Here is a 14,684-nt window from a genome sequence, read left to right as displayed (position 1 = left end):
TCGGCTATTTTAGGATTTGCTTTAGGCTTTTTACTCTATTTTTTGATTAATTGTCCGCCGATTGCGCATTTACCAAATCGGTAAACATAGAAGAGACACTGTTAAGCTGTGTGATAACTGCATCATACGCTGCAAATTGCTTTGCCATAATCTCATATTTGGTTGTTAATCTCTCCAGTGCTTTGGTTCTTTGCTCTGTTAAACTCTCTATCTTGTCTTCCAAAAGTGTTTTGTACTGGTCAAGATTTGCATTGTACTTTGTGTATTCCTGCACTTTTTCAAGCATCTGTGTAAAGGCACCTTCTATTTCTGCCTCGGAGCCGTCACTCTTAACAAAAGTACCGCCGGTAAAAAAAGCTTTTACATTATCGGCATTTTCATCCAGCATCTCATTTAGTTTTGTTTTATCGAGACTGAGACTTCCGTCTTCTGCTATTTTTATGCCGTAGTCTTGCGCTCTGCCTACGCTCTCGCCTGCATTGTTTATCATGTTAAGCAGGTCGGCTTTCATTGTCTTCATAATGCTTTCATTGGAGAAGATACCCCTCTCCTCAGCGTTTTCACTTGACTTTGTATCGGTTGTAAGCTGATAGAGTGCAGAGTTGTACTTGCTAATAAAATTTTCTATCTTGGATGCAATATTGTCCTTGTTTTGTCCCACGGAAATATTGGCAACTCCAACCTCTTTGAGCGTTATGGTAACTCCGGAGAGTAGGTCTTTTACGTCATTGCTGCTTCTTGTGATAGTCTGAGAGTTATACTTAAAAGAAGCGTCAATTCCCTCTTGAACATTTGTGACACCGGTCGTAAGTGCGGCGTTTAGCGCCTCGCCTTCTCCTGCAACATCAGTTATGGTTATATCTTGATTAAGTCCACTCTCTTTTGCACTTAAAAAGAGTCTAAAATCATTATCCGCTATTTGGACGATTGTCGCACTTACGCTATCCCCGGCTTCTTTGTTGATTGAATTTTTAAGGTCTTCAAGCGTTGTTGCGGCATTATAGTCAATTCTAAAAGTCTCGCCTCCGACTTGCAAATCAAATTTTCCAGAACCCGTAGCAACAGTTGATGTTTTTGTAGCAAATGTGCCACTCTGTACAATCTCTTTTTTTGCAAGCCACAACACCTCTAGCGAAAAATCTTGCACATCACTGCTATCTGCCGCACTAACTGTAGCGACATCTTCATTGCTGCTGCTTGCTGTTCGTGATTCAAAAACACCATATTGCGTGAGTGTTTTCAGACTAGCATCTACATTATCCATATAAGCATTAATAACATTGAAAGCGTCTTGTTTTTTTGTCTCTGTCGCTTTTCTGGTATCTAGCGGGTTGATGTACTGTGCTTGGTCGGCTTCTTTGAGTTGGTCGAGCAGGTCTTGTGTTAAAACGCCGCCGCCTGCACCTAATGAACTTATACCCATCTTAACTCCTTGTTAAAGCGAAACCATATCACTTAGTATCTAATAAAACAATATCGGCGCTAAGAAGATTTAGTTTAGAGGTGCTCTTTATGGCTAAAAATCAATTTTTAGATAAAAAAAGAGGGTGCATGCATAAATTTTAAAGTTAAAGTTGATAAAATTTATCGAAACATAATAAGGAGCAGACATGCCAAATAATTTTCATGATGATGACGAACTAGAAGAAGAGATGGAGGATGAGTATGAAGATGAGGGGTTTGATGATGAAGATGAGTATGATGACGAGGAAGGGTATGACGATGACTATGGGGATGATGAAGAAGAGTAGTTAAGCAGCTCTGCCTTTATCTTTATGACAACTTTTTTTATATGCTCATGTTTGTCGGCTACTCTCAAACATGGCATATGTGCGTCATGTGGAAAAAACATCACAAAACAACCCTCTGTGACGTTGATGCGTGAGTGGGGAATAGCGTTCTTTTCATAAAATGCTATATCTTTTGCGGCATCGTAAGGTGTTTTGATAGCAAGCGTATCTATGCCAAAGCACTCAAAACCTTCAATTCCTCGAAGTGTTGCTTGAATATCAACATATTTTTGGTGTGATTCTATAACCGCGTCCTCTCTTTTTAGTGTGTTATAGCTCATTACGATGGCAAAAATGTCATCACCGTCTATCTCATACTTTGCGTCTTTGGTTGTAGGTGTAAGCGTGTTTAAAAAAGCAAACGCCTTTTGCCATGCTTTGCCAAAAGGGTAGTTTTGCCACTTCTCTATCTTATCGGCGACCATTTTTGTGCCTCTTTATAAAATTTTTGAACCCCTCTTTTTGCTTTTGTGTCGAAGTCGTATGAGATATATGTAAGATAGCGGAGTATATTTTGCTCAGATACTTGCGTTCTTGATGCAGCCTCTTTGAGGATATAGCGAGGAATCTTTATCTTTTTTTTGAGGAAGTTTTTTTCTATCTTTTTATAGAGATTTTTATCTTTGTGGTAGCACAAAAGTGCAAAAACAAAAGGAAGATTGTATGTTTCGTTCCATCTTTTTGCCATGTCGATATACGGCTTGTTTTGCAGGGAGTAGCGGAGTGCTTTGTCGCCGATAAGAACTTCGCCTTTGAGGTGTAAAATCTTTGCAAGCAGGTTTGATGTTTCAGACTCTTTGTCTGAGAGATGCTTTTGGCTGGGAGTAACGATGACGCTTAAAACCTCTTTTTTTGCGATGATACCGAGGTTAATATGCTCACGCCCTTTTGCACGGATGCTCGATATAAAAGCAGCATCCACACGGCGTAAGAGAAACTTTTTGTTTGTCTTTGCAGGAACATCTTTATGGTAGTTCATACTCATACTCGCTTGCGAACTTCTTACGAATCTTTTCATAAAAACATGAAAAGGCAGAAGATTGAGATACTCAATTTTTCCAAAAACCACATTTCCCTCCAATAAAAGCACAATTATACCGCTTAACTTATAAAAAAGATGAGTTGGATATAATCATAAAAACGAAAATTTCAGGAGAACTCCTTTGGTACGAGTAGAATTTTTAGGACCTATACAAAAAGCCCCGCTAGAGCTTGATATAACTAACTTAAGCGAGTTGGCAGAGATACTTCAAGAGGACAAGGAGATGCATCAATGGCTTGAAAACTCTGCCGTAGCAGTAAATGACGTGCTTGTCGGCAGTCGAGATTTTACGCTTAAAGATGGCGACAGAGTTGCTCTTTTGCCTCCTGTTTGTGGAGGTTGAGTGATGCTTTATCTTTACGACGGTGCGCTTGATGTGCCAAAGATACTCAAAGAGTGGTATGAGCAAGAGAGCGGAAGCAACTATGGTGCTTACATTCCTTTTGTAGGAACTGTGCGGGATGAGGATGGCATTGAGGGGCTTAGTTTTGATATATATGAGCCGATTTTAAACTCATGGTTTGGTGCGTGGCAAGAGAGGGCAAAAGAGCGAGGAGCAGTCATAAAAATGGCGCACTCAAGAGGCGATGTGCTGCTTCATGAATCTTCCTATATTGCTGCTGTTTTTTCTCCAAAACGCCGTGTGGCTTTGGAATTTATAGAGGAGTTTGTGGAGGATTTTAAAGCCTCTGCGCCGATTTGGAAATATGATTTGCGAGGTGGCAAGCGAATCTATGCACTTGAGCGTTCAACTGCCATAAAAGGGAGCGGAATTTTACAATGAGTTTATTATCTTATGAAACAAGCCAGACAATGCTGGGGCTATTGGAGGTTAATGCTTCAAGGAGCCAAAACGTCTATCTTGGCGAATCTTTAGGACGAGTGCTTTTTGAGGACGTTATTGCTAGGTATAACGACCCGGAGTTTCCAACAGCGGCAATGGACGGATATGCTATCTTGCATGAGGACTTAGAAGGTGGGCGCATTGAGATTATCGGGTACAACCCTGCGGGAAGCGATGAGAAACGCATACTTAAAAGCGGTGAATGTATAAAAACTTTTACAGGTTCGATGATGCCTCATGGGGCGGATACGCTTATTCCTATAGAAAATGTAACCGTTGAAGACGGAGCAATTATCATTAATGAGCCAGTGCCGCTCGGATATGCGGTGCGCCCTATCGGCGAGGGGTATAGTGCCGGAGATGTGCTTATAAAAAAAGGGACAAAGATAGGATTTACGGAGATTGGCGTGATGGCGGCTCTTGGGCATGTGATGGTCAAAGTTGCACAAAAACCCAGAGTTGCCGTGGTTTCAACCGGCAGCGAGATTTTGGATTTGGGAGTTTTCAGCGACAACCCCGCACAAATCAGAAGTTCTAATAACTATACGCTTGCAGCGCTTTTTGAACAAGCAGGAGCGGAAGTAGTTCAGCTTGGAACGCTCAGAGATGATAAAAATCTCATCATGCAAACCCTTCAAAATGCACTCTCTAGTGCCGATATCGTGGTAAGTACGGGTGGTGTGAGCGTTGGGGATTATGACTTTGTTAAAGATGTGATTCCACGTCTTGGAGCAGAGGTGGTTTACAAAGGTGTTGCCATCAAACCCGGAAAACATATCTTGGTAGCGCAAAAAGAGAAGAAATTTTTTGTAGCACTCCCAGGGTTTGCATACTCATCAACAGTAACAGCCATCCTTTATGTACTCCCGCTTGTTGCAATGATGCTTGGGCGTGAGAGTGCTTATAAGACGGTAGCCGCAAAACTAAATGAAGATTTTAAAAAGAGAAGCAAACTGACAGAATTTACCGCATGTAACGTTAGTGTGGAAGATAATGAATATTTTGTCGATTTTCAAGATAAAAAAGTGGGAAGTTCGGCTATACTGACCAATATGCTAAACAACTCTGCTCTCATGGTAACAGGTGAAGAGGATGGGGATTTGCCGCAAGGGACACTTGTGAGCGTGATTTTGTTAGATAATTTTTAAAACATGGGGGATTATATGAAGATTATAAATGTGGGTTTGTCGCTTGTTGTGGCGCTGAGTTTATCGGTTGCGGCGGAGGATGTCAAACCAAAAAGAACCTTGAAGGCAAATATGAACGAAGTTTATAACGTACTTCCGACAACTGCTAACACTTTTGAAGAGGTTTTTACAAAGGGTATGGTTTATGGGCATTTGAGAACAAATGCTTTTCGTTGGGATTGGGATTCGCCGGATAACGCTACCAATGCGGACAATAAAGCATTTGGCTTAGGCGGGAGTCTTATCTATAAAACAGCACCATTCTACGGTTTGAGCACAACAGTAGGATTTTACTACTCAAATAGTCCTTTTTCAAGCCTGAGAGAAGATAACGCTGATGTTGGTCTCGTAAAATCAGGAAAAGATACATTCAGCCGTTATGACGTAAAAACAGACGGCGATTGGGATATGGCTGTCTTGGCGCAGTCATATATTCAGTATGATGTGGCAAAAACATCACTTAAATTTGGGCGCCAACTTTTTGAATCGGCTCTTACGGCATCAAACGATACAAAGATGATTCCTAATGCTTTTGAGGGTTTGAGTATTGAGTCAAAAGATTTGCCAAAAACAACACTCAAAGCTGCTTATTTTACAGCGCAAAAATTGCGTGACCATACGACATTTCATGATGTTATAACCTATAAAGACAGCTCAGGCGATAGCTGGAATAACAATGATGATTCAGGGGCACACAAAGGGTTAAGCTACAGTAACTTTAAAAATGCAGGTGAAGATACGGAGCATGAGTTGGTTATCGGTGCATTAACAAATACTTCTGTAGAAAACCTCAAACTTGATTTCACTTATACGGCTGTTCCTGATGTTCTCTCCTCAGCGATTGCAGAGATAAATTATAAAATAGATCTTGGAGGCGGATATGCGCTTACTCCGGGATTTAGATATATGGAGCAGTTCGATAACGGCGGCGGAGATATCGGAGGGGCAAGTTTGAGCGGGAATCTTGGAATGGATAAAACTCCATCGACACTCCTTGGCTACAAAGATAGATTCACGCTTGATAGTTCTGCATGGATGGCTCGTTTAGTTCTTACAAAAGGCGCATTAAAACTCCTCGCCGGTTACTCTGATGTAGCGGATGAAGCAGATATCGTTGCTCCTTGGAGAGCGTTCCCGACAGGCGGCTATACACGTGCGATGGCACAGCTTAACTGGATAGCAAATACACAAAGCACAATGCTTGAAGCAAGCTATGACTTTGGTAAAGCAAATATTCTCAAAGGGTTTAAAACTCTCGCTCGCTACGTAGTGCAGGATTTTGATGAGGCAAAGCAGGGTGCAGGGGCGTTGGCTGACAATAAAGTTATCCATATAGATTTGGTACAGCAAATAACACCGCAGCTTGATGCAAGAGTACGTTTTGGAAATGTAAATGCCGACAATAGGCTTGATGGCAGCAATAAAGACTCTTACAGCGAGTATCGCTTTGAGATAAACTATCTCTTTTAGAAAAGGGTAAAAAATGACAGTCGGAAAAAAGATTACGATTCTTATAGTTTCTATATCGCTTGTGTTGCTTTTGGGTGGTTTTTTTGTTTTAAACTACTTTAAATCCCAAATTATAGATAACACATATAAAACGATTCAAACATCACTCGCTTCTAAAATCCAAGATAGAATGGGTGCCAAGTTTGATGTTGGTGTGACAAATGCTATAGCAATCGCAAATGACTCCAATATCGCAGCGGCGCTAATTCAAAACGATAGAGAGATTGCGATGGCATCTATTGAGAAGATTAGTCAAAAGTATAAGAGCGAGACAAATTTCAAAAATATAAAGATTCACATCCATGACAAAGATGTCAAGTCGTTTCTTAGAGCATGGAATCCTGAAAAATTTGGCGATGATTTAAAGAGTTTTCGCCATACTATCAACAGAGTAAAAGAGCAAAAAAAAGCGATGCATGCCATAGAGGTAGGGCAAGCAGGGCTTACTATCAGGGGGATAGCCCCTGTGTTAAAGGATGGTGAGTATGTAGGCTCGCTGGAGTTTATGCAAGCTTTTGAGTCCGTTATAAAACAGTTTCATGCCGAAAAAGAGAATCTTTTAGTGCTTATGGATCAAAAACTTGTGCATCTTGCCAAGTTGGCAGATACAAGTAAAAGTGTCGGTGGGTATGTCCTTAGCCAAAAAACAGTTGATGATAAATTTTTTGCAGGCGCTAAAAACATAGCTATAGACAAGCTTATAGCAAGCGGATATCTGCTTGACGATAACTATTTTTACTCATTTGCAGAGATTAAAGATTTTGACGGCAAGGCTATCGGTATCTATCTTTTGGGAGCAAATAGAAGCGATGTTGATGCTACTATCAACCAAGCAAGCAGCATGATTAACAGTGCTTTGGCTCTTATCGTTGTTTTGATTGCAGTACTGACTGTTTCTATACTTTTGGCTATGAAAAAAGTGCTTCTTACCCCTCTGGAAACGTTTGAAAAAGGGCTTTTAGAGTTTTTCAGATACCTCAACAAAGAGAGTTCACAGGCAAAACTCATAGATATTAAAGGGGATGATGAGATAGCGCTTATGTCCAAAGTAGTCGATGAAAATATTGTTAAAACCCGTCAAAATATAGAGAGTGACAAGATGATGATTGAGGGAGTGAAACGGGTTGTTGTAGCCATAGACAAAGGGCATCTTAACCAACATGTAGAGTGCACAACAAACAACGAAGCGCTTGAGGAACTAAAAGCAAATATCAATAGAATGCTTCTTTCGTTACAGCAAAATATTTGTCGTGACCTAAATGAGCTAGTCGCAACTATGAGTACTTTTGAAAAGTCAGATTTTACAGCAAGAATCTCCAACGATAACGGCAAGGTGGCACAAGCGCTTAACAGTGTCGGTGATACTATCTCGCATATGTTACGCGAATCAAGCGGCAATGCCAATCAGCTTTCCGAAAAATCATTGGTGCTTAAAGAGAAGATGCAGTTTTTAAGCAGTGAATCGACAAAACAGGCAAGAAGGCTTCAAGAACTCACTCGTGTTATGGAAGATACAAACAATGCCATTGTCGAGGTTTCCCAAAAAACAAAACAGGTTGCGTCACAATCTTCTGATATCAAGCATGTTGTAAGTGTTATTTCCGACATCGCCGACCAGACAAATCTTCTCGCGCTAAATGCGGCGATTGAGGCGGCACGTGCCGGAGAACATGGGCGCGGATTTGCCGTTGTTGCCGATGAGGTGCGTAAACTTGCAGAAAACACACAAAAAAGTCTTCATGAGATTAATGTCAGCATAGAGACGCTCTCCCAAGCCGTTCTTGAAATAGGCGAAGATATGCAAGCAAGAGTAGATGATATCAATGAAGCAACAGATGCTATCATTGAAATCGACAAAACAACATCAAACAATGCGCGCTATGTCAATGAGATAGAGACGATAGCCGTAGAATTGGATAAAATGTCTCAAAAAACACTTCAAGAGGTAAATACGAAGAAGTTTTAGTCAAAGAGCGTTTTTTCAAGCGCCTTGACCTTGTAGCTTTTTCTATGCACTTCCGAGTAACCGTGCTTCTTTATCATCTCCACATGAAGTGCGGTTCCATACCCCTTATGCTTTTGGAATCCATATTCAGGATACTTTTTGGCAAGCTCTATGATATCCCTATCGTGAGTTACTTTGGCAAGGATGGAAGCGGCACTCACCTCGGGAATTTTGCCGTCTGCTTGTATCATCGTTGTAAGCCCACGCACACCAAAACTTGAATTTCCGTCAAAAAGATACTTCTCGGATGGAATATTTTTCATAATCTCCTTTAGTCCATTTTTAATACAAAGCGATATCCCATTATCATCTATCTCTTTGGCAGAAAACTTCACTATATGGTAAGTTGCATTTTGGACTATTTGCTCATAGAGCAATTCTCTTTTTTTAGGTGTAAGCTTTTTAGAGTCATCAAGCCCCTCTACAAAGCGATGTAAAATACATCCTGCCATTACCAAATCCCCGGCTAGCGGTCCGCGTCCTGCTTCATCTATGCCGCATAACTTTGTAAACGTATCCATATTTTAATCTCCCAAAGCCCAAATATCAAAAGGAACCATCTCCACCTCCGAGAGCGGATGGCTCATGCTTCCCTCTGTACTCATTGTAACAACAGTTACCTTTTTTATCTGGTAGGTAAATAAAAATGCCTCTATGTTTTCCATTTTTTTAAAAAGTGTTCTCTCGTCCGCAAATGGCATACCCAGAATAATTTCCTCATGACTTGGTAGGTAAAAATCAACCCCATCATCGTAAAATAGCTCTTTGCCAGATTTTAAAAGCTCCAAATAAATCATGTTTTCAAATAACTTGCTAAATTGTTTCTCTGTTGTGAGTGCAGACTTTAAAGAGATATCGCAAAGATAGATTTTTCTCACGGCTTTTGGGTGATTTACTTTGCAAAGCTGATGGATATACCCTTTGGCACTAAGCGCTTCAAAGGCGGCGTATAGCTTGTCTTTTGATATTTTTTGTGTCTGTTTTAGCCGTTCATAGATGGAGTAGGGGGAAATCTTTTGTGCCATCATTTTTGCGCAAAATATGAGAATATCCAGCTCAATGGTACTTAGTGCGTTTTTGAGTATTTTTTGCAGATAGAGCACTCTATCATCGGAGCTGATTTTATGCATAGAGGGGAAACCGCCAAGTTTGAAAAAGTGATTGAGTGCGGTGGAGTCATATTTATGCTCATAGGATAAAAACTCCTCATAATCAAGCGGATAGAGCCGCATGGTCGTTAAAAAGTCAATTTCATAATGTATCTCGCAGCAGAAGATAATCTGCGGTATGTTTACGATTCTTATCTCCGGCGTATAGTTATCAAGCACAAGCGTGTTTATGGTATATTTGGTGCAAAAATCTTGCAAAATTTCATTAAGTTTAGCTTTTTCTATACGTAAATCATTGCAATCTATATATAAATAGCTACTTTTTTTAAGACCCAAAAGGTAGTTTTTGACAACTTTTGTCTTTCCGCTTTGTGTGATACCGTTGATTTGGTAGCTTTTGTCTTCCAAGAATAGCTTTCTAAAGTGAAATTTCTCTAAGCTGATATCGGTTTTGTAAAGTTCTTCAAGTAAAATTTCCATATCGTAATTTTACAATTTCCTTATTAAAAGGAAATAAATTTTGATAAATTTCAGATTTTGCCCCCTAAATCCTTGAATAATGAAGTGAGTTTGGGTACAATTCCGCTCCCTTAACATAGTTAGGCTTGACCTGACGAGTTCTTTAGAAGGAAAAACATGGAAAAAATTCGTTTAAAGTTGAAAGCTTACGATCATCGTGTACTCGATAGATCTGTAGCATCAATCGTAGAGGCTGTTAAGCGTACAGGTGCTGCAATTCGCGGTCCGATACCTTTACCAACAAAGATTCGTAAATATACAGTTATCAAATCTCCGCACGTTAACAAAAGTTCTCGTGAACAGTTTGAGATTCGTATGCACGCTAGAGTTATCGACATCGTTTCTGCAACGCCTGAAACAGTTGACTCTCTAATGAAACTAGATCTTGCACCGGAAGTGGACGTAGAAGTTCGCTCTATGGATAAGTAAGGAGGTCATCGTGGAATATATTGTTGAAAAAATCGGTATGAGCCGTACTATCACAGTTCCAAGCAAACCGGTTACTCTTTTAAGAGTTCTCGATGCAAAAGTATGTGAAGTAAACGAAGGTGTCGCAATCGTAGCTTACAATAGCGGTAAGAAAATGAATAAGTCAATTGAAGGTCAGCAAAAGAAGTATAGCATCTCTTCAGAGTTCAACAAGTTTGTTGCATTAGAAGTAGCAAACAGTGAAGCTGGTGATTTGGATCTTACTCCGCTTGCAGAAGCAAAAGTGGTAAAAGCTACTTTCAACACAAAAGGTCGCGGTTTTACAGGTGCTATGAAGCGCTGGAATTTCGGTGGCGGTCCTGCAGAACATGGTCACAGATTTAATCGTAGAACAGGTTCTATCGGACAAAAAGAGTGGCCGGGTCGTGTCATGAAAGGCAAGAAAATGGCTGGTCAATATGGAAATACACAAAATAGCGTGAAGAACGAGATTTTGTCTTTTGATGCTGAAAACAAAATCGTTGCGGTTGTTGGTTCTGTATCTGGAGCAAATGGTTCTTTGGGTCGTATAAAGGTAGCTAAATAATGAGCGCAATAGTTCTAAATGAGAAAATGGAAAAAGCTTCCGAGTTAGCTTTACCGGAGAGTTTTTCCGGTATTAATCCTCATAACCTATATCTCTATGTCAAGTCTGCACAAGCAGCTATGAGAGCAAACACTGCAACTGCCAAAACGCGTGCAGAGGTAAGAGGAGGCGGTAGAAAGCCTTGGGCTCAAAAAGGTGGCGGTCGTGGTCGTGCTGGTTCAAGACGTGATCCGTCATTCGTTGGTGGTGGTAAAGCGTGGGGTCCAAAAAACAACCGCAACTATGACCTAAAAGTAAATAAGAAGCAAAAGAAACTTGCTCTTAACTTTGCTTTAAATGAGCATGCACAAAATGGTAGTCTATTCATCGTTGATAGCATTGAAATCGCATCTGGCAAAACGAAAGATGCTGCGGCAATGTTTAAAGCGCTTAACCAAAGAGATACTCTTTTTGTTAAGACTGTTTTAGATGAACAAACTTATTTAGCATTTCAAAACATTGCAAGCACTTACGTGATTCAAGAGAATGAATTGAATGCTTACCTAGCTGCAAACTATCGTTCACTTGTGATCGAAAAAGCGGTATGGGAAAATCTTGTAGGGGAGGCTAAGTAAATGGCAGATATTACAGATATCAAATCAATACTCTATACAGAGAAGACTTTAGGTATGCAAGAGGATGGAATCATCGTTGTGCAAACTTCTCCTCGTATGAGTAAAACTGGTCTCAAAGAGGTTTTTCGTGAGTACTTTGGAATTATTCCAACTAGAATCAACTCACTAAATCAAGACGGAAAAATCAAAAAGTTCCGTGGTGTTGCTGGTAAACAAAATGACTTCAAAAAGTTTTATGTGAAGTTACCAGAAGGTGCACAAATAGAAAGTTTGGCGGTATAATATGGCAATAAAATCTTATAAACCTACAAGCCCATCTCGTCGTTTTTATACAAACATCGAGAACAATGACATTACTGCAAAACCAAGTGTACGTTCACTGCTTGTAAAACTTCCGGCAGCAGCAGGAAGAAACAACAACGGACGTATCACATCTCGTCATAAAGAGGCAGGAGCAAAAAAACTCTACCGTATTATTGACTTTAAAAGAGATAAGTTTGGTGTTGCAGGAAAAGTAAGCACAGTTGAGTATGATCCGTATCGCAACTGCCGTATCGCACTTGTAACTTATGTTGACGGTGACAAGAGATACATTCTTTTACCAAAAGGGTTAAATGTCGGAGATACTGTAATTGCCGATGCATCTGGCGTTGACATCAAGCCGGGTAATGCTATGAAACTTATGAATATCCCTGTGGGTACATCTGTTCACAACATTGAGCTTAAAATTGGCAAAGGCGGACAGTTGGTTCGTTCAGCTGGTACTTCTGCTCAAATTATGGGTCGTGACGGTAAGTATGTTTCACTTCGTATGCCTTCTTCTGAGATGCGTTTAGTTCTTGGCGAGTGTATGGCTACAGTCGGTGCTGTCGGAAACGAAGAGTACATCAACGTTGTTCTTGGTAAAGCAGGTCGTACTCGCCATATGGGTATCCGTCCTCAAACTCGTGGTTCTGCGATGAACCCAATCGATCACCCGCACGGTGGTGGTGAAGGTAAAACGAACTCAGGTCGTCATCCAGTTACTCCATGGGGTAAACCAACGAAGGGTTCTAAAACTCGTCGTAAAAAAGCAAGTGATAAACTTATTATTACTCGCCGTAAATCTAATCCGAAGAGGTAGTTAAATGGCAAGAAGTGTAAAAAAAGGTCCATTTGTTGATGATCATTTGATGAAAAAAGTAGTTGCGGCTAAGGCAGAGGGTTCTAAAAAACCTATCAAAACTTGGTCACGCAGAAGTATGGTTTTGCCAGATATGGTAGGACTTACTCTTAATGTTCATGATGGTCGCAAATTTGTTCCGGTATTTGTAACAGAGAACCACATTGGTTATAAATTAGGTGAATTCGCACCAACTCGTACATTCAAGGGCCACAAGGGCTCTGTACAGAAGAAAGGTTAATCATGGCTAGAGCATTATTAAAATTTACCCGTGTTTCACCGACAAAATCTCGTCTTATCGCAAGAGAGATTCAAGGTATGAACGCTGAGCAAGCATTGGCAGCTCTTGAGTTTACACCAAACAAAGCAGCAAGAATTATCGCAAAAGTAGTTGCGTCAGCAGTTGCAAACAGCGGTAGCGAAGCAAGTGAATGTGTTGTAACATCATGCCGTGTTGATAACGGTCCGGTACTAAAGAGATTCCGTCCACGTGCTCGTGGTATGGCTTCTGGTATTAGAAAACCTACAGCGCATATTTTAGTAGAAGTAGAGGGTAAATAGTATGGGACAAAAAGTTAATCCTATTGGTTTACGTCTTGGTATCAACCGCAATTGGGAGAGCAGATGGTTTCCTAACTTTAAGACAGCTTCTGTTGCTCTTGGTGAAGATCACAAGATTCGTACATATTTGAAAAAAGAGCTTTACTATGCTGGTGTTTCTAACATCGTAATAGAGAGAACTGCAAAAAGACTTCGTGTAACTATTATTGCTGCACGTCCTGGTATTATTATCGGTAAAAAAGGTTCAGATATCGAGAAGCTAAAAGATACTCTTCAAGCGCTTGTTGGAAAACCATTATCAGTTAATATCAAAGAAGAGAAAAAAGCTCAAATTTCTGCACAGCTTGTTGCTGAAAACGTTGCTACACAGCTAGAACGCCGTGTTGCATTTAGACGTGCGATGAAAAAAGTTATGCAAAATGCACAAAGAGGCGGAGCTAAAGGTATCAAGGTTTCAGTTAGCGGTCGTCTCGGCGGAGCTGAAATGGCTCGTACTGAGTGGTATTTAGAGGGACGTGTTCCACTTCATACACTTCGTGCAAAAATAGATTACGGTTTTGCTGAAGCACACACAACTTATGGTTGTATCGGTGTAAAAGTTTGGATATTCAAAGGTGAAGTTCTCACAAAAGGTATCCCTGCTGAAGCAAAAGAAGAGAAACAAGAGAAACAAGAGCGTCGTCCAAAGCGTGCTCCAAAACGCGAAAATAGCGGAAAGGCTGAATAATTATGTTGATGCCTAAGAGAACAAAATATCGTAAAATGATGAAGGGTCGTAACCGTGGTTACGCTCGTTCTGGTTATTCACTAGCATTTGGTGATATTGCTTTAAAAGCAACTGAAGCGGGACGTATTAACTCTCGCCAAATCGAGTCGGCTCGTATTTCAGCTACTCGTCATATTAAAAGAAATGGTAAGATTTGGATTCGTGTATTTCCTGCTAAACCGTTAACTGCTAAGCCTCTTGAAACTCGTATGGGTAAAGGTAAAGGTTCAGTTGATCAGTGGGTTATGAACATTAAGCCGGGTCGTATCATATTTGAAATGGCCGGTGTACCGGAAGAGCTTGCTCGTGAAGCACTAACTCTTGCAATGCACAAGCTTCCTTTCAAATCAAAAATAATTACTGCGGGGATGAGCAATGAAATATTCTGATTTAGCAGATAAAACTGTAGCAGAGCTTCAAGCAATGCTAAAAGAGAAGAAGACACAGCTCTTCACACTTAAGATTAAAAGACAGATGATGCAACTACAAAACACTAGCGAACTTCGTATCGCTAAAAAAGATGTTGCTAGAATCAACACTGCACTTAGTGCAGCGAAATAG

The 14,684-nt window shown here is 40.5% G+C and carries 21 protein-coding genes; 16 read left to right on the top strand and 5 right to left on the bottom strand.

Annotated elements, in window-relative coordinates; translation table 11 throughout:
* Positions 1-46 precede the first annotated feature (46 nt).
* The gene (gene fliD / locus PHY84_RS08085; RefSeq protein WP_299858875.1) at positions 47-1,423 is read right to left on the bottom strand and encodes a flagellar filament capping protein FliD; all 1,377 of its coding nucleotides are present in this window, start codon (positions 1,421-1,423) and stop codon (positions 47-49) included.
* Between the two features lie 187 nt (positions 1,424-1,610).
* On the opposite strand from fliD, the gene PHY84_RS08080 reads away from it, so the two are divergent.
* Complete coding sequence (locus tag PHY84_RS08080) at positions 1,611-1,751, top strand: hypothetical protein (protein ID WP_299858874.1); 141 nt, start codon at positions 1,611-1,613, stop codon at positions 1,749-1,751.
* Here PHY84_RS08080 and PHY84_RS08075 read toward each other — a convergent pair.
* Both PHY84_RS08075 and PHY84_RS08070 read right to left on the bottom strand, forming a co-directional pair.
* The gene (locus tag PHY84_RS08075) at positions 1,727-2,215 is read right to left on the bottom strand and encodes a YhcH/YjgK/YiaL family protein (protein WP_299858873.1); all 489 of its coding nucleotides are present in this window, start codon (positions 2,213-2,215) and stop codon (positions 1,727-1,729) included. The two genes, PHY84_RS08080 and PHY84_RS08075, sit on opposite strands and share 25 nt — an antisense overlap.
* Positions 2,197-2,880 carry an MqnA/MqnD/SBP family protein gene (locus tag PHY84_RS08070; protein ID WP_299858872.1) on the bottom strand — a complete coding sequence of 228 codons (684 nt, stop codon included), beginning with the start codon at positions 2,878-2,880 and terminating at the stop codon, positions 2,197-2,199. Before PHY84_RS08070 ends, PHY84_RS08075 begins: the two co-directional genes overlap by 19 nt.
* Positions 2,881-2,953: 73 nt before the next feature.
* Here PHY84_RS08070 and PHY84_RS08065 point away from each other — a divergent pair, with 73 nt between their 5' ends.
* The 5 genes from PHY84_RS08065 to PHY84_RS08045 are packed head-to-tail and all read left to right on the top strand — an operon-like array spanning position 2,954 to position 8,338.
* On the top strand, positions 2,954-3,175 hold the full coding sequence (locus PHY84_RS08065; RefSeq protein ID WP_299858871.1) for a MoaD/ThiS family protein: 222 nt from the start codon (positions 2,954-2,956) through the stop codon (positions 3,173-3,175).
* Positions 3,176-3,178: 3 nt separating this feature from the next.
* Positions 3,179-3,616 carry a molybdenum cofactor biosynthesis protein MoaE gene (locus PHY84_RS08060; protein ID WP_299858870.1) on the top strand — a complete coding sequence of 146 codons (438 nt, stop codon included), beginning with the start codon at positions 3,179-3,181 and terminating at the stop codon, positions 3,614-3,616.
* Positions 3,613-4,824, top strand: a complete 1,212-nt coding sequence (gene glp / locus PHY84_RS08055) for a gephyrin-like molybdotransferase Glp (RefSeq protein WP_299858869.1) — start codon at positions 3,613-3,615, stop codon at positions 4,822-4,824. The genes PHY84_RS08060 and glp overlap by 4 nt, the downstream gene beginning before the upstream one ends.
* Before the next feature lie 15 nt (positions 4,825-4,839).
* On the top strand, positions 4,840-6,333 hold the full coding sequence (locus PHY84_RS08050; RefSeq protein ID WP_299858868.1) for an OprD family outer membrane porin: 1,494 nt from the start codon (positions 4,840-4,842) through the stop codon (positions 6,331-6,333).
* Positions 6,334-6,346: 13 nt separating this feature from the next.
* The gene (locus PHY84_RS08045; protein WP_299858866.1) at positions 6,347-8,338 is read left to right on the top strand and encodes a methyl-accepting chemotaxis protein; all 1,992 of its coding nucleotides are present in this window, start codon (positions 6,347-6,349) and stop codon (positions 8,336-8,338) included.
* On the opposite strand, the gene PHY84_RS08040 is transcribed toward PHY84_RS08045, so the two are convergent.
* A complete protein-coding gene (locus PHY84_RS08040; protein WP_299858865.1) occupies positions 8,335-8,898 on the bottom strand; it encodes a ribonuclease HII in 564 nt (187 codons plus the stop codon). The two genes, PHY84_RS08045 and PHY84_RS08040, sit on opposite strands and share 4 nt — an antisense overlap.
* A 3-nt stretch (positions 8,899-8,901) precedes the next feature.
* Entirely contained in the window at positions 8,902-9,966 is a 1,065-nt protein-coding gene (locus PHY84_RS08035) for an ATP-binding protein (protein WP_299858864.1), read from the bottom strand.
* Between the two features lie 156 nt (positions 9,967-10,122).
* Here PHY84_RS08035 and rpsJ point away from each other — a divergent pair, with 156 nt between their 5' ends.
* Genes rpsJ through rpmC form a run of 10 tightly spaced genes read left to right on the top strand, consistent with a single transcriptional unit; the run spans position 10,123 to position 14,684 of the window.
* Positions 10,123-10,434, top strand: coding sequence for a 30S ribosomal protein S10 (gene rpsJ, locus PHY84_RS08030; protein ID WP_299858863.1), 312 nt, complete (start codon positions 10,123-10,125; stop codon positions 10,432-10,434).
* 10 nt (positions 10,435-10,444) lie between these two features.
* Positions 10,445-11,020, top strand: a complete 576-nt coding sequence (gene rplC, locus PHY84_RS08025; RefSeq protein WP_299858862.1) for a 50S ribosomal protein L3 — start codon at positions 10,445-10,447, stop codon at positions 11,018-11,020.
* Complete coding sequence (rplD, locus tag PHY84_RS08020; RefSeq protein ID WP_299858861.1) at positions 11,020-11,634, top strand: 50S ribosomal protein L4; 615 nt, start codon at positions 11,020-11,022, stop codon at positions 11,632-11,634. The genes rplC and rplD overlap by 1 nt, the downstream gene beginning before the upstream one ends.
* Entirely contained in the window at positions 11,635-11,916 is a 282-nt protein-coding gene (locus PHY84_RS08015; protein ID WP_299858860.1) for a 50S ribosomal protein L23, read from the top strand.
* A 1-nt stretch (position 11,917) separates the two neighbouring features.
* A complete protein-coding gene (gene rplB / locus PHY84_RS08010; protein WP_299858859.1) occupies positions 11,918-12,757 on the top strand; it encodes a 50S ribosomal protein L2 in 840 nt (279 codons plus the stop codon).
* Between the two features lie 4 nt (positions 12,758-12,761).
* Positions 12,762-13,037 (top strand): 30S ribosomal protein S19, encoded by a 276-nt coding sequence (gene rpsS, locus PHY84_RS08005; protein ID WP_299858858.1) that lies wholly within the window; start codon positions 12,762-12,764, stop codon positions 13,035-13,037.
* A gap of 2 nt (positions 13,038-13,039) precedes the next feature.
* On the top strand, positions 13,040-13,357 hold the full coding sequence (gene rplV, locus PHY84_RS08000) for a 50S ribosomal protein L22 (protein ID WP_299858857.1): 318 nt from the start codon (positions 13,040-13,042) through the stop codon (positions 13,355-13,357).
* Position 13,358: 1 nt separating this feature from the next.
* Positions 13,359-14,084: a 30S ribosomal protein S3 gene (gene rpsC / locus PHY84_RS07995; protein ID WP_299858856.1), complete on the top strand. Its 726-nt coding sequence runs from the start codon at positions 13,359-13,361 to the stop codon at positions 14,082-14,084.
* Positions 14,085-14,086: 2 nt separating this feature from the next.
* Positions 14,087-14,512 (top strand): 50S ribosomal protein L16, encoded by a 426-nt coding sequence (rplP, locus tag PHY84_RS07990; RefSeq protein ID WP_299858855.1) that lies wholly within the window; start codon positions 14,087-14,089, stop codon positions 14,510-14,512.
* On the top strand, positions 14,499-14,684 hold the full coding sequence (gene rpmC / locus PHY84_RS07985; protein ID WP_299858854.1) for a 50S ribosomal protein L29: 186 nt from the start codon (positions 14,499-14,501) through the stop codon (positions 14,682-14,684). Before rplP ends, rpmC begins: the two co-directional genes overlap by 14 nt.

Origin of the sequence: Sulfurimonas sp. (assembly GCF_028694605.1) — a bacterium.
Lineage (GTDB): Bacteria > Campylobacterota > Campylobacteria > Campylobacterales > Sulfurimonadaceae > Sulfurimonas.
The sequence above is the reverse complement of the archived record's forward strand: the minus strand, read 5'-3'. Positions and strand labels throughout refer to the sequence as shown.